Annotated in this window: 16 protein-coding genes; 15 read left to right on the top strand and 1 reads right to left on the bottom strand. The window is 41.3% G+C overall.

The window, feature by feature from the left end; translation table 11 throughout:
* The first annotated feature begins 73 nt into the window (after positions 1-73).
* From IGI38_RS08500 to IGI38_RS08445, 12 genes are all read left to right on the top strand, one after another.
* Positions 74-910 (top strand): class II aldolase, encoded by an 837-nt coding sequence (locus IGI38_RS08500; RefSeq protein ID WP_438728806.1) that lies wholly within the window; start codon positions 74-76, stop codon positions 908-910.
* Between the two features lie 25 nt (positions 911-935).
* Positions 936-2,837, top strand: coding sequence for a BglG family transcription antiterminator (locus tag IGI38_RS08495; RefSeq protein ID WP_438728804.1), 1,902 nt, complete (start codon positions 936-938; stop codon positions 2,835-2,837).
* A gap of 30 nt (positions 2,838-2,867) precedes the next feature.
* Entirely contained in the window at positions 2,868-3,281 is a 414-nt protein-coding gene (locus tag IGI38_RS08490) for a PTS sugar transporter subunit IIA (protein ID WP_438728802.1), read from the top strand.
* Positions 3,282-3,304: 23 nt separating this feature from the next.
* Positions 3,305-3,781, top strand: coding sequence for a PTS system mannose/fructose/N-acetylgalactosamine-transporter subunit IIB (locus IGI38_RS08485; RefSeq protein ID WP_438728800.1), 477 nt, complete (start codon positions 3,305-3,307; stop codon positions 3,779-3,781).
* A gap of 17 nt (positions 3,782-3,798) precedes the next feature.
* Positions 3,799-4,563: a PTS mannose/fructose/sorbose/N-acetylgalactosamine transporter subunit IIC gene (locus IGI38_RS08480; RefSeq protein ID WP_438728798.1), complete on the top strand. Its 765-nt coding sequence runs from the start codon at positions 3,799-3,801 to the stop codon at positions 4,561-4,563.
* Positions 4,556-5,386 carry a PTS system mannose/fructose/sorbose family transporter subunit IID gene (locus tag IGI38_RS08475; protein ID WP_438728796.1) on the top strand — a complete coding sequence of 277 codons (831 nt, stop codon included), beginning with the start codon at positions 4,556-4,558 and terminating at the stop codon, positions 5,384-5,386. Before IGI38_RS08480 ends, IGI38_RS08475 begins: the two co-directional genes overlap by 8 nt.
* A gap of 10 nt (positions 5,387-5,396) precedes the next feature.
* Positions 5,397-6,440 (top strand): alcohol dehydrogenase catalytic domain-containing protein, encoded by a 1,044-nt coding sequence (locus tag IGI38_RS08470; protein WP_438728794.1) that lies wholly within the window; start codon positions 5,397-5,399, stop codon positions 6,438-6,440.
* 18 nt (positions 6,441-6,458) lie between these two features.
* A complete protein-coding gene (locus tag IGI38_RS08465) occupies positions 6,459-7,928 on the top strand; it encodes a xylulokinase (protein ID WP_438728792.1) in 1,470 nt (489 codons plus the stop codon).
* Positions 7,925-8,464, top strand: a complete 540-nt coding sequence (locus tag IGI38_RS08460; protein WP_438728790.1) for a DUF4428 domain-containing protein — start codon at positions 7,925-7,927, stop codon at positions 8,462-8,464. Before IGI38_RS08465 ends, IGI38_RS08460 begins: the two co-directional genes overlap by 4 nt.
* A complete protein-coding gene (locus tag IGI38_RS08455) occupies positions 8,458-9,327 on the top strand; it encodes a class II fructose-bisphosphate aldolase (protein WP_438728788.1) in 870 nt (289 codons plus the stop codon). Before IGI38_RS08460 ends, IGI38_RS08455 begins: the two co-directional genes overlap by 7 nt.
* Positions 9,328-9,497: 170 nt before the next feature.
* Positions 9,498-10,619: an aminotransferase gene (locus tag IGI38_RS08450; protein WP_438728786.1), complete on the top strand. Its 1,122-nt coding sequence runs from the start codon at positions 9,498-9,500 to the stop codon at positions 10,617-10,619.
* Between the two features lie 50 nt (positions 10,620-10,669).
* Complete coding sequence (locus IGI38_RS08445) at positions 10,670-10,801, top strand: hypothetical protein (RefSeq protein WP_438728784.1); 132 nt, start codon at positions 10,670-10,672, stop codon at positions 10,799-10,801.
* 41 nt (positions 10,802-10,842) lie between these two features.
* Here IGI38_RS08445 and IGI38_RS08440 read toward each other — a convergent pair whose 3' ends face one another.
* Positions 10,843-12,327 (bottom strand): amino acid permease, encoded by a 1,485-nt coding sequence (locus IGI38_RS08440; RefSeq protein WP_438728782.1) that lies wholly within the window; start codon positions 12,325-12,327, stop codon positions 10,843-10,845.
* A 126-nt stretch (positions 12,328-12,453) separates the two neighbouring features.
* On the opposite strand from IGI38_RS08440, the gene IGI38_RS08435 reads away from it, so the two are divergent.
* The 3 genes from IGI38_RS08435 to IGI38_RS08425 are packed head-to-tail and all read left to right on the top strand — an operon-like array spanning position 12,454 to position 14,502.
* Positions 12,454-12,894, top strand: a complete 441-nt coding sequence (locus IGI38_RS08435; RefSeq protein WP_438728780.1) for a GAF domain-containing protein — start codon at positions 12,454-12,456, stop codon at positions 12,892-12,894.
* Positions 12,887-13,873, top strand: coding sequence for a sensor histidine kinase (locus IGI38_RS08430; protein ID WP_438728778.1), 987 nt, complete (start codon positions 12,887-12,889; stop codon positions 13,871-13,873). The genes IGI38_RS08435 and IGI38_RS08430 overlap by 8 nt, the downstream gene beginning before the upstream one ends.
* Positions 13,870-14,502 carry a response regulator transcription factor gene (locus IGI38_RS08425; RefSeq protein ID WP_438728776.1) on the top strand — a complete coding sequence of 211 codons (633 nt, stop codon included), beginning with the start codon at positions 13,870-13,872 and terminating at the stop codon, positions 14,500-14,502. The genes IGI38_RS08430 and IGI38_RS08425 overlap by 4 nt, the downstream gene beginning before the upstream one ends.
* The last annotated feature ends 40 nt before the right edge of the window (positions 14,503-14,542 follow it).

The raw sequence follows: 14,542 nt of genomic DNA, 5'->3' as shown, positions 1-14,542 counted from the left end.
GCAGAATGTTCGGCGCCCACAGCGCAGCGTTCATTATATGATTCAGATAGCAAGAGAGAAAGAAGGGGACAACATGCAATTAGTGAATGGCTATAAGTTGATGGACTATGCGAAAGAAAAGCAGTTGGTCCTACCTGCATTCAACACAACGAATTATGAATTAACAGCCGGTATTATTCGCGGTTACCAGGAAAAAGGAATAGGTGGCTATATCGCAATCTCATCGAGTAATCTAAAACTATCCAGTCCGAAGATCATAGCGGATATGGTCAAGTCAGCGATGAAGGATGTTTCTGTTCCAATCGCGCTGCATTTGGATCACGGGAAAAGTTTTGAAGATGTGAAGGCGTGTATCGAAGCTGGGTTTACATCAATCATGGTGGATGCCTCACATTTGTCCTTTGAGGAAAATATTGAAGAGGTCAGACGAACGGTGGAATATTGCCATTTCTATGGTATCCCTGTTGAGGCGGAGTTGGGAGCGATCGGCGGGAAGGAAGACGATCATATTTCTGAAGAAGATGCCAAAACGAATGCGGCAGATGTGAAAGAGTTTGTGGAAAGAACGAATTGTGATCTGCTGGCGGTTTCGATCGGGAATGTTCATGGAATGGACTTGACGCCGAATTTGGATTTCCCATTACTGAAAGAAATCGCGGGCATTTCCTCAGTCCCATTAGTATTGCATGGCGGTTCCGGAATTCCCTTCGATCAAGTCCGAAGCGCGAAAAAACAAAATCTGATTAAAGTAAATTATGGTTCTGATCTTCGTCAAGCATTTATCAGGACATTCGGACAGGCCTACGAAAGCAATCACAATGAGTTTGACATTATGTCGCTTTCAAGATTGGCGATTGAAAATGTCGAAGCGCGAGTGAAGACAATCATCACTGAAATAAACGAAAAATAGTTTTTAAATCAAGGAGGGGGATAATGTGCTGAATAAACGGCAAAAAGAAATGATTCAAGAATTTGAACGATACAGTCCCTCTTTTTTAACTGCTGACCATTTTGTTGACAAGTTTCATGTAAGTATGCGAACGATCCAATCAGACGTCAAGAACGTGCGAGAGCATTTAACAGCTACCAGTTATGCCGAACTGATTTCTGTCGCCTCTAAAGGCAGTCAATTAATTATTAAAGATTATACGGCATTACAATCAGCGATTTATCAGAAAGAAGTTGTCAGTGAATCGAATCAGTCGGATCGAGTAAGAAAATTATGTGTCTTATTGTTGAATCAGAAAAGACCGATCAATCGTCAAAAATTGCTTGATCAGTTGTTTATCGCATCCTCAACATTAAACACGGATTTGAAGGAAGCCGATCAGCTGTTGAATAATTTTCATTTGAGTGTTGAACGAAAAAGAAATTCTGGGATTTTTATTCGAGGAAATGAATATGATAAACGAAAATGCTTATTAAAACTGGGACACTTGGATATTCATCAGGAGCAAAGCAACATGGGTACCGAAGAAACCATTCGTCAAGATATTGAAACGGTTTTAGTCAGTGTTCTATTGAAACATCATTTCCATATATCAGAAACACTTTTTCAGAACCTGATCGTTCACATTGAGATGGCGATCAAACGGATGAACAATGGTTTTTATATTGGTTCCGAAGAATTTGAAGGAATGGATGACTTTGACTCCGAGATGGAAGTATCGGTAGAGATTTTTCATCGTCTTGCTGAGCGTTCCTTTTTCAAGATTTCGAGGGAAGAGATCCTCAATCTGGCGATCTATATCAAAGGAAAGAGCGACTACGAAAAGGATGATTACATTTCAGAAGAAGTCAATACCTTCATTCTTCAAGCTTTAAAGGAAATTAATGAAAAATTTGATATTGATTTTCGTCAGGAGATTGATTTGCGAATCTCATTAGCGTTGCATTTAATGCCTTTGTTAACGAGGATCGAGTATAACATTCAAAATGAGAATCAATTATTGGATCAAATCAAACAGTCGTTTCCCTTAGGGTTTGATATTGCGGCTTACATGTGTTTGTTACTACAAAATTCAATTGGAAAGAAAATCGAAGAAGGCGAGATCGCTTATCTAGCGATTTACTTCAATCAATATTTAGCTAAGTACAATGATATTTCCGGCAAGAAACGAATTTTGATCATTACAAGTTTGAAGCGCAGTGAAAGTATTCTTTTGCGGCAACGATTCGCTACCTGGTTTTCTAATGAGATTACCGTGTTGACGTTAGTCAATACTCACGAGATAACGTCATTGGATATTGAGGATTATGATGTCATTTTTACAACAGAGCAAACTGAACTGACAGATCAAATGGGTGCAATTTTGATTAGTTTCTTTCCGAGTGAGCAGGAATATTCTAAGATCAAACTCGCTATCGACGGGTTCAACGATAAGTTTGAGATCGTTAATCTATTTGATGAAGAGCTGTTCCATTTTGGACAGTTCACGAAAAAAAATGAAGTGCTGGATAAGATTTGTTCCATCTCCGTTTCAAAAGTTGGCGATAAGGTATTTCAACTAAGAGAGGCGGTTGAATTGAGAGAGGAACTGGGCAGCAGTTATTTTGGAAATGGAATCGCGCTGCCACATCCGATCAATCCGATCCTTGCTGAAACATTTGTCTCTGTGATTCTTTTGAAAAATGAACTTGATTGGGATTCAGACGGCAACAAGGTACGTTTAGTTATGTTAGTGGCGATTGAAAAAAACAATGCGAAAGTATTTCAGCTGTGGAATTATCTAGCCAAAATCATTCAAGAAAGGGGCTTTGTTGACAGAGTCATCAAAGATCCGACATTTGAAAATTTTAAGGAAAATCTTTCCCACCTGCTGGACGAATATATTTAAGACGTAGTTAGTGAAATAGGAGGATGTAGCATGAACTATATTTTTGTGTCCCACGGAGATCTCGCGAAAAGTCTCTTAGGAAGTGCGCAGATGATCGTCGGAAATCAAGAAAATGCTAAGGCATTTGGCTTGTACCCTAAAGATGATATTGGCGGATTAAAGGATCAACTAAAGGCCGCAATTGAAGAATTTGGCGGAGGAGAAGATATCATTTGTTTCACGGATTTGTTTAGCGGCAGTCCCTTCAATGCCGTGGTCGCGTTAATGGGGGATTATCCGATCCGTCATATTACCGGAATGAACCTACCGATGGTACTGGAGGCATTCATGTCTAGAATGAATGAAAAAAATACAGCGGAAGCGATTAGTGCCAAATTATTGAGGGAAGCACCAGCGACCTTTATTGATGTAAATAATTATTTAGGTGTCAATCTAGAAGAATAAAAAATAGGATAGGAGAGAGAATCATGAAAAATATCGTATTTGCCAGAGTAGATGATCGCTTAATTCACGGAGAGGTAGTCACGGCCTGGACGCCAACATACAGCATCAACCACATCGTCATTATCGATGACATCGTAGCTAGCGATCCATTTCAAAAGAGAATTTTGAAAGCGTTAGCACCAACGAAAGTAAGAGTGGATGCCTTTACAACAGAAGAAGGCATCACAGAATTGAAGAAGCCCTTCACCGAAAAAGAACGTGTGTTACTACTAACGAAAACGCCGATCACTTATGCCAAACTCGTTGAAGAAGGAATTGAATTGCCACAGGTGAATCTTGGGGGAATGGGTATCCGCGATGAGCGGAAACCATTTATCAAAAATGTGGCGTGTGACGAAGCGGAAGTCAATGCGATTCGTCAAATGGTAGAGAAGGGAGTCCACGTTTTTTACCAATTAGTACCAGAGCAGCGTTTGATTGAGATTACGAATCTATTATAAAAAAGGAGGAAAAAGGTATGTCGATTTTTCAAGCATTTCTATGTGGGGTCGTGTATTTTCTAGCGATAGGAAATCTGCCCTTCGTCGGGTTATGGTCGTTGCAGCGGCCACTGGTATGCGGACTTATTACAGGTATTATTTTAGGTGATCCATTAACGGGAGCGATGACGGGTGCTTCAATCAATTTAGTTTACTTAGGCTTTATTTCTGCAGGCGGATCAATGCCCGCCGACATGGCACTGGCTGGTATTTTAGGAACAGCGTTTGCGATTACTGGCGGACTGGATGCTAAAACAGCATTGTCTGTCGCTGTACCAATCGGATTGTTAGGGACGATTGTCTGGTATGGGCGGATGACGTTTGGTTCAGTGTTTGTACATGTAGCAGATAATTATATTGAAAAAGGGGAATATCATAAAATTTGGCGAGCCAATGTTCTCTTTCCCCAGCTCATGACGGCACTGATCACGATCATACCTTGTGGGTTAGCCGCCTACTTTGGAGCAAGCTACATTTCTGGACTTATTGAAGCATTGAGTGGAACCGCTTTAACGATCTTTACTGTCATTGGTGGCATGATGCCGGCTTTGGGGGTAGCGATTACGTTGCAATACATCTTTAAAGGTGAAGCACGTGTCTTCTTGTTCTTAGGCTTCATTTTAGCGACTTATTCCGGTTTGGACTTATTACCATTAGGTGTTATCGCTGGGTTGACAGCACTGATCTATGTCCAAGCCACAGGCAATAAATCTGATTCAGAGGAGGATGAGATCTATGAGTAAAGAGACAGAAGGAAGTTTGATTCGTAAGAAAGATTTATTCCGCTCTTGGCTGATTTGGGAAAACCTTCCGCAAACATGCTATAACTACGAACGTATGATGGGACAAGCGGTTGCTCACGTGTTCGTGCCTATCTCAAAACGACTGCATAACGATGATCCGGAAAAGAAAAAAGAAATGATGAAACGCGAAATCGAATTCTTCAATGTCCACATTGAGTTTGGGGCGTGTATCATCGGCATGATCATCGCATTGGAAGAACAAAAAGCCAAAGGTGTCGAGATACCGAGTGAATTTATCACCAGTTTGAAAACGTCTTTGATGGGGCCTTTATCCGGGATCGGCGATACGATTTTTCAAGGAGTACTGATTCCGATTTTGCTGGCGATCTGTATAGATTTGACTTTGAAGGGGACGATTTGGGGCTCGATCATTTACGCTGTAGCCATTATCGCGATTGCTTGGGGAATGAGTTATGCCAACTTCATGTTCGGTTATCGAGCCGGGGCAGACGCCGTCATGGACTTTCTGGAGAAGGGGATTCTGAACAAGGTTCTGCGAGGCGCTGAAATCATGGGATGTATGGTTATGGGTGGTTTGATCTCCAGCTATGTAAAAATGCACGTAGCACTAAAAATCGTCAGCTCCACAACGACCTTTAAGGTTCAGGAACAATTCTTAGATGCGGTAATGCCGAATATCCTGCCATTTGCTTTTACGATGTTGATATATTTCTTAATGAAAAAAGGCTGGTCTTCATTAAAAATCATCGGATTGATCGTGGTTGTCGGGATTGTCACAGGGTTCTTTGGAATTTTAGGATAGGAGCGAGAAAATGAAAGCAATTGTTGAAACTGGAATCAAGCAGCTGGAGATCCAAGAGCTGCCAATGCCTGAGCTTGAAAGCGACGAGATATTAATGAAGGTCAGAGCGAACGGCCTCTGTACCAATGATTTACGTGACTATCTGGGCGACATGAAGTACACCTATCCTAGAATCGGCGGTCATGAATTCAGTGGGGAAGTAGTGGAAATCGGAGATAATGTAAACCCAGAGCATTTTGATGTGGGGGATCATGTAGTGAAATACATTATTCCTGCATGCGGTGAATGTCATTATTGTAAAACAGGAAGAGAAAATCTTTGTCTTGAAGTCGAAAAATCAACGACCTTTCAAAATCCAGATGGTATTTCAGGTTTTTTAGGGATGTCGCAATATGTTGCTGTTAAAGGCCGGGATCTCTATAAATATCCGAAAGAAATACCGTTTACCCATAGTGCCTTTACTGAACCCTTGGCCTGTGTGGTAAATAGTGTGGAGCGAGCACAGCTGATGTTTGGTCAGGATGTTGTCATTATCGGTGGTGGTGTGATGGGGTTATTCCATGTGATTTTGGCAAAATTGTCTGGAACGCGTGTGCTTCTCAGTGAACCCAATGCCGAACGTAGAAAACTGGCAGAGGACCTAGGAGCAGATGTGACCTTTGATCCGACCAAAATTAATGCCGTGGCTTTTGTCAAAGAACAAACAGAAGGGCGCGGCGCGGAAGTTGTCTTCAATACGACTGCACTTCCGCAGATTGCCAAACAGGCACTAGATTTTACCGCGACTGGCGGACAAACTTTTATGTTCAGTTCGCTGCATCCCAATGATCCTGTACCTACCGATATGGGAGCTGTCCATTCTTATGAAAAACTGATTACCGGAACAGTCAGTCCAAAGATCCCGACCTTTTATCGTTCCGTACAATTGATCGCCAAGGGGATCGTTGATGTAACGCCATTATTAGCGAAGACCTTTAATTATACTGAGGCTGTGGCGGCATTCGAATATGCGTTGCGGCCAGAAACACTGAAAACGATCATTACCTTTGATTAGCAGAAAGTGGGAAGAAAAATGTGTGCGTCTGTATATGTTGGATTAGATATCGGAACCACATCGATCAAGGTGGCTGCCTTAACCAAGTCATTAAAAACGGTTTTTGAAGAGCAGTATGCTTATGATTACTTGACTCCTCATAAAGGTTGGATCGAGATTGAGCCGGATATTTGGGTCGATATTGCAGTGAAGGGATTAGGAGAATTATTTCAACGAATTCCTGCCGAGACAGTCAGGGGAATTGGGATCACTGGTCAGATGCACACGACCGTGTTTGTAGACAAACACGGTTTCTCCGTCAGGCCAGCTATCATGTGGAATGATAATCGAACCAAAGAAAACCTTCCTAAAATTAAACAAAGCCTAAAAAGCAGTGAGAAAGCAGCTCATATCGCGAAAATCGTGTCCACCGGCAGCCCCTTAGCCAACTTATTATGGGTGAAGGAAAATGAGCCGACCCATTTTCAGCAGATCGCTAAGTTTTTGATCGCCAAAGACTATCTGAAGTTGAAGCTGACAGGAACCTATACGACTGATTATTGTGATGCTTCAACCTCCTCATTGTATGATTTACATACGGATCATTGGTCTAAAGAAGTGCAGGAACTATTTAAATTGGACAGTCATCTATTTCCGGATATTCGCCCCTCTTCCGCCATTATTGGTGAATTGACTAAAGATATCTGTAAGCGGCTGAATCTTAAAAAGTCTATTCCAATCGTTTCAGGAACCGGCGATAATCCAGCTTCTGCGTTAGTTTCTGAGAGCTTTGAAAATCGGCAGCCGCTGATTTCGTTAGGAACCTCCGGTGTGGTGGTCATTCCTAATAATCAGCATCAATTGAAATCGAACGGGAAGAATGTTGTCGTTAAAATCACTTCAGAAGATGACTCGATCATTACACAGGGAACTGTACAGGCGGGAGCAAAAATCAACAGCTGGTGGCTGGAAAAAATCTTGCGAACCGATAATTATCTGGCAGAACAGGAAAAAATTCCGCTGAATTTGCTTGGAACGAATGAGGTGTTCTTTTTTCCTCATATGAATGGAGAGAAAACTCTTTTTGCTGCTCCTGATTTAAGAGGCGCTTTTATTGGACTAGGATTGGAAACCGGCAGAGCTGAAATGTATCTAGCGGTGTTGGAGGGGGTGGCTTTTGGTATCCGGCAGCTGTTCGAAAGGATGAAAAATGAGGGACAACCAGAATATTTCACCATTGTTGGCGGTGGAGCAAAAAGTGAATTGTGGATCAAAATTTTTGCCAATATTTTAGGGTATCCAATCAAGCGCGTACTAACTTCTCAAGAAGCAGTCCATGGTGCGGCGATCTTAGCAATTATGGGTGTTGAAGGAGAATTTACGTTTCCTGAGAATGACGCCCAGATAATCCAACCTGATCCAACTCTTATTGCAAAATACCAACAACGCTATGAAAAATATTTAAAAATGACTCAGCTGTTACTACATTTCGGAGGTGACGAAAAATGAGGGAATGCTTGCTCTGTTACAGCCCATTAAAATGGATTAAGTTCAAATGTGCTGATGGCTACGTTTGTAAAAATTGTTATGAAAAAGTCAGCACCAATTTCACTCAAACGATCAAATCGAAAAATAAAAAAGAACTTTTGACTATTTTAGCGGACTTGCAAGAAGAGATGGTGGACTCGTCCTTTGAAATTTCTAGAAAGATCAATCAATTGATCTTTTTCGATGATAACAATCAGCAAATTTGTTTGCCGAACCATAAAAAATATACTAAAGAAAATTTGAAGCCAGAGGTTTATCCATTGGCGGCGATTTTAAATTGCGAGGTTGTTGAAGAGGAAATTGAAAGAATTGTGAAAAAAAAGAAGCAGCGTTTAGGGTGTATCAAAGTCGTCCTGCGTTTCGAAAATGATTCGCGTGATATTTGGCTGATTCCCAATTTTATCAATCGGGACAGTATGGCCTATAAAACGATGCGATCGTTAGCAAATAGTATCGTTGCTGAAGTCAAAAAATCGAAGGAGTGTATGGCATGTTAGTGAATATGAAGGAAGCCTTACTTGAAGCTAGGAAAGAGAAAAAGGCGATTGCGGCATTCAATGTCCCGAATTTAGAAATGGTTCGTGCCGCGATTCAAGCAGCCGAAGAGCTCAATGTACCAGTGATTCTGCAGCATGCAGAAGGACATGGTTCTATGATCTCATTAGAAGAAATTGGACCAATCATGCTGCAATATGCTCAACGCAGCAAAGTTCCGGTAGTTGTTCATTTAGACCATGGCCGGAGTTTCAAGGTGATCATGCAGGCAATGAAGCTGGGCTTTACTTCTGTCATGATCGACACCTCTGATCTGCCTTTTGAAGAAAATGTCGCACGAACAAAAGAAATCGTGAAAGCAGCACATAGTTTAGGAGTCAGTGTGGAAGCGGAATTGGGGCATGTTTTCACTTCTTCGATAGGCGGCGGTGAAGGACGCGCACCGGATGATAATCAGATCGGTGATATGGCTATCTATACGGATCCTCTTCAGGCCAAAGAATTTGTCGAAGCCACGGGTGTTGATTGCTTAGCAGTCGCGTTTGGGACAGTTCATGGAATTTATCTGAAAGAACCAAAGCTGGATTTGAAGCGCGTGGAAGAAATCTATGAGGCAGTCAAAATCCCCCTAGTTATGCATGGTGGTTCGGGAGTCGAAGCCCAAGATTATCAAATAGCGATCGAAAACGGCATCACAAAAATCAACTATTATACGTATACGAATAAAGCGGGAGCCATCGCTTTGAAAAACTTCTTGAATAATGAAGACACGCAGGATTATTTCTTAGATCAGTGTATCGATGTAGTGACAGAGGCACTGAAAGAGGACTATGTACAAGCGTTGAAAATCTTTAATAGACAATAGAATAAGCTTCATAAAAGAGTGTAATCAATCGTTTTATGATTATGCTCTTTAAAATTTTACAAAAATAAATAGGGTGGGAATATCTCTAGCTAGATTCTATTGGATTCTCTATAATAAGAGAATGATGTATTTTTGTTAATAAAAGATTAATGAAATAAAGGAGCGTTCAAATGAAAATAGCACCATTCAAAGTGGAATTATGGATGAACGAGCACGAAGATAAGGCGATTTACAATACAGGTGAAACTTGTGTCGATTCGATCAGTATAGATGAACTGTTTAAAATCGCTGGATTGGACAAGCAAGAAACACTCAATGAATTGACACAAAAACGGCTGACTTATGGCCATATTTTTGGCAACCCGCGGTTTAAAAAGGGGGTCGCTTCTCTGTATCAAACGATTCAAACTGAGGATATTACGACGACTCATGGAGCGATCGGCGCTAATCATTTAGTCTTGTACTCGTTGGTAGAGCCTGAAGACGAAGTGGTCGCGATTTTACCGACCTATCAACAATTATATTCTATTCCAGAATCTTTCCGAGCCACTGTAAAGCAGCATGTGTTGACACCGGAAAACAATTTTCTGCCTGACTTAGAAGATGTAAGAAACTTAGTCAGTCAAAAAACGAAACTGATCATTATCAATAATCCTAACAATCCTTCCGGCTCATTGATGGATCGGGATATGTTGGAAGAAATCATCGCGATCGCCAAAGAAGCGGACGCGTATATTCTTTCTGACGAAACATATCGCGGATTGACACAAGACGAGGTGGAAAGTCCATCGATTGCTGATTTGTATGACAAGGGGATCAGTGTCAGCAGCATGTCTAAGGTCTGGTCATTAGCGGGCTTGCGTTTGGGCTGGATCGCGACGAAAAATAAAGACGCTTTGGAGCAATGTCTGCTGCATCGCGATCATAACACTATCAGCTGCGGGATGATTGATGAAGAGCTAGCCGCGATCGCCTTAGAAAATAAGGATAAAATCTTGGCAAGAAACAAAAAAATCATTCGCGAAAATTTAAAAATTCTAAATGAATGGGTAGCTAAGGAGCCCCATATCTCTTATGTAAAACCTCAAGCGGGAACAGTGACACTCCTTTATTATGATTTTGACCGATCAAGCAGATCGTTATGTCTTGAGTTGATCAACAATCATGGACTGCTATTTACTCCCGGTGATTGTTTTGAATTTGAATCTTGTATTCGAATCGGCTATGGCTGCAGGACGGAAGAATTGATCGCCGGCTTGGAGAAATTTTCGGAGTTTTTGGCGACAGTCTAATCATAGAAGAGGTTGCAACAGAAATGGTCAGCTTCAACAAATAAGGAGAGATGGGCGATAGGATCGAACAATCTGAGGAATTCGAGCCATTGTTGCCTGATGAACACTTTCAGTTGTTGTTTGAAGAATTAAGAAATCTAAAGAAGAACATGCGTATTGAAAAAAATATTGGGCAAAAATGAACAGCGGTTGAGAAACCTAGATTTCTTAGCCGCTGTTCGTTTTATTCTGCAGGAAAGCTTTTCTCAAATCGCTGATAAATAATTATCGCGAACAGGCTAAATATTACTGGGCCTATAATTAATGACCAAAAGTTTGAATAGTTTCCAAGTTTTAATGGTTCATAAATTTGAAAGAGAATCGCGATAAAAATGCTGACACAGACACTGAGAGAAAGCAGCTGATTTACTTTCCGTGATTGGATGAACAGGTCAGTTTGACTGGCGATATTTTTACGTAAAAAGAAGAGAAAGCTTGCTGCAACGATAAAGTAAGGAATCGCCCGTGAGACGTTTGTCATATAGGTCAATTGGTTGAATAATTCTGTGATGAAGGAATTATTTGAAGCGATAAATGCAATAGATAAAATCAGTAAAACTGCTTGCACCCACAAAGCTTTTTCAGGCATTTTCCGTTGATTTAAGCGAGTAAACCGTTCGGGCCACAGCTCTTTCGGAGTTCCTTGAATCAGACTTTTCAACGGTCCATAGGTAATAGAGGATAGTAAACTGATATAAGCTAAAAGCATTGTAAGCGCGGTGTAGCGTGTGTAAAATTGTGTAACCAAATACGTCTGATTTGCCGAGAGCTGTAAAGCGGAGGCTACCTCCTGCGACATATTATGAACCAATCCGTACATCAGATTGCCCAGATGAAGAGCGCTGCTTTCCCGCAGTTGACTTAAATCACTTGCGCCGCTCCAAAGAAAGATTCCGCAAACATAGAGCAAAAAGATTACGCCCGCGCTGACAATCACCGCTTTAGGAAATCTAGTGCGGCTTTGTGTCGTTCGATCTGCTAAACTGGCGACAGTATCTAAGCCGCCAAACGCAGTAATCGAGAAAATAAAAAATGGCAGCTGGCCGACTAACTGATTATCGGAAGCTGAAAAAAATCCTCCGGTGTGAAAACTATTGTACAAATTAATTCCTAAAACGGTTGGATTATGCAAGATGATTAACACGTTGCTGACTAGCGACAAGCCTAGGAGTCCGATCATCGCATAGCTGCTGATTTTTAGAAATGACAAGATTGTATGGAAGCCTTGGTTAATCATATAGGTTAATAAAAGAACGATGATAATTGAGAAACCGGCGATCCAAAATTGAGAAAAATAGCCGAACCAATTCAGTTGTCCAGTGTAGTCTTTTCCAAAAAGCAAAATAGATAAGGGAATCGTTAGTTTCATGAACAGACTGATCATCCAAATAAAGTAACTGCAATACCACAAAAAAGCGGTCACGAAAGCGGCTTTGGCCGACAAGGAGTCTTTCAGCCAATCATATATGGAACCGGAGCGATCCCCATACTTCTTGGTATATTGAGCAACGATCAGTGCATAGGGAATAAAATAGCAGCAAGCACTAATAAGGAACCAGGGCAACGATTTGCTGCCCATCATAAAGAAAGCGGTCGTCATACTGGAAAAAGAATAGACCGTCGTAGTAATGATCAAAATCAAGTTTAGCAAGGATACTTCTTTACGCAAGGGGCTCTTCCTCCATTGAAAAATATTTATTTATAGGGTTATTACTGAGACTTTGGTATTATAATAGTGAATTCATGAACGATCAACAAGCCTAAGATAAAAATATAGGGAATTGGAGTAGTCATTATGAGTACCATTCAAAAATGGGTGGAAGAATATCAGCAGCAAGCGGCGTGTGATTTTGTGGGTATCGCCTGCAACGTAGCCGAAGAACATTTACCTAAGGAGATTCGGTGGCTGTATGTGACTGGCAATCATAGCGAGGCATATCAAAAGATCCGTTTGCAAATAGGCAGAGGAATCGCCGGTATGGTATGGAAAACGGCACGTACGCAATTAGATCAAGGGATTCTTGGGCAGCCGGAAAAATTGATCGAGTATCCCATTGCCCGACTCGAAAAGCTGCAGGTTGCTTTAGCCACTCCAGTAATCGATCAAGGTGAAGTGAAGGCGGTATTATTAACTGGGTATCGTGAGAATCATGTCGTTGATTTGGCTGAGCGAGCAGATTTAGAAGCTGTCGCAGTTGAATTGGGACAGTTGTTGAAGGAGGAAATGGATGAGTGAATGGCCTAGGTCATTATTTCATCTCATTCAAGAAGCTGTATGGATCTTGGATCAAGCGGATGAAGTAGTGGCCGCAACACAGATAGCAGAACAAATCGAAAAAGAACATCAATTTAGTGTGAAATCAATTTTAGAGATCAGCCGAGGTGAAGGGTGTGCACTCCACAGCACAAAAGAAGAGTGCTTAAATTGCTCGTTATCTGGTCAAGTTTCGCCTCTGGGATTTCCCTTTGTGCTATTAGATTTAAATGGGAATAGTGAAGAATTTTGGGGAAGCGTTCATCACGAGAACGGACAGAAAATCTTACAAATACGAACCAGATCTGGTTTTTCTAGAGAAGCATCTTTTTTCGATTATTTAAATAATGCGCGGGAATATGAACGAAAAAAAATCGCGCAAGATCTCCACGATGGGATTGCTCAAAGTGTTTATAGTTTAATGCTGGAAACCCGAGGATTGAAATGGCTGTCTGAGGAAGAACAGGTTGAGAAGTTCAAAAAAATCGATCAGCATTTTTCAGAAGTGCTAGCAGAAATCAAAACTATGGCTAGTGACTTGCGTCCGTTGACGATTGATGCGTTTGGGCTGGTTCATGCACTGGAACAATTTATTGATCGAATCAGTGAGATGACCGGATTTGAGATTGATCTGCTGATTGATGGAGAAGAGCCGCCAATCAGTGAAACTGTTCGAATCACGCTTTATCGAATCATTCAAGAAGCCGTCAACAATGCGATGAAATATTCAGGTGAGAACCAAATGGATTTGCATCTTTCTTTTCAAGCAGATGACTTAATGATTGAAATAGAAGACCACGGTGTGGGATTTGATTTGGAGCATAAAGAAAGCGGTTTTGGGCTGGCCAATTTAAAAGAGCGGGCTCACTCCATTGACAGCGAGATAAACATTTATTCTAAACCACAGTGTGGAACGCGGATTCAACTTCAGGTTCCTTTGAAGGAGGTTCTTGAGACATGAAGATTTTAATCGCAGATGATCATATGATGATACGGAACGCTTTGGCTTTCCTAGTTAATGCACAGCCGGATATGGATGTTGTGGCAGATGCTGCGGATGGACATGAGGCGTTTATGATTATTGAAAACAGCGCCATTGATATTGTTTTGATGGACATCAGTATGCCCCCAGGGGAGAACGGTCTTTTGACGACCAAACGGATGAAGGAAACCTTCCCCCAAGTCAAAGTCATCATCTTAACCATGTATGATGACCGTTCCTATGTACGCGAGGCGGTGGAAGCTCAAGCCGATGGTTTCATTTTGAAAACGGCGAATGACGAAACCTTGACTAAAGCTATCCGAAAAGTCCATGCAGGTGAACGATACTACGATGGCTATAGCGAGCAAGAGTTGAGCGAGATTACCTTGGAAAAAGAAGACCCGCTATATGCCAGTCTGTCAAAACGCGAGAAGGAAATCCTGCCCCTGATCGCATTAGGCTATAATAACAAACAAATCGCCGAACGCCTTTTCATCTCTGTTAAGACAGTAGAGGTTCATAAAGCCAATGTCAGAAAAAAATTAAAACTAGAAAGTTACGCGAGTCTATTACAATATAGTTTAAGAAATCATCTGGTTGATTTTTAAAAGAAGCCAGTATTAAACGCTTTAAGTGAGGAGAAGAGAA

This window comes from Enterococcus sp. AZ128, assembly GCF_051714485.1.
Lineage (GTDB): Bacteria > Bacillota > Bacilli > Lactobacillales > Enterococcaceae > Enterococcus_A.
Note: the sequence above shows the minus strand (reverse complement) of the source record. Positions and strands in the feature narration are given on the sequence as shown.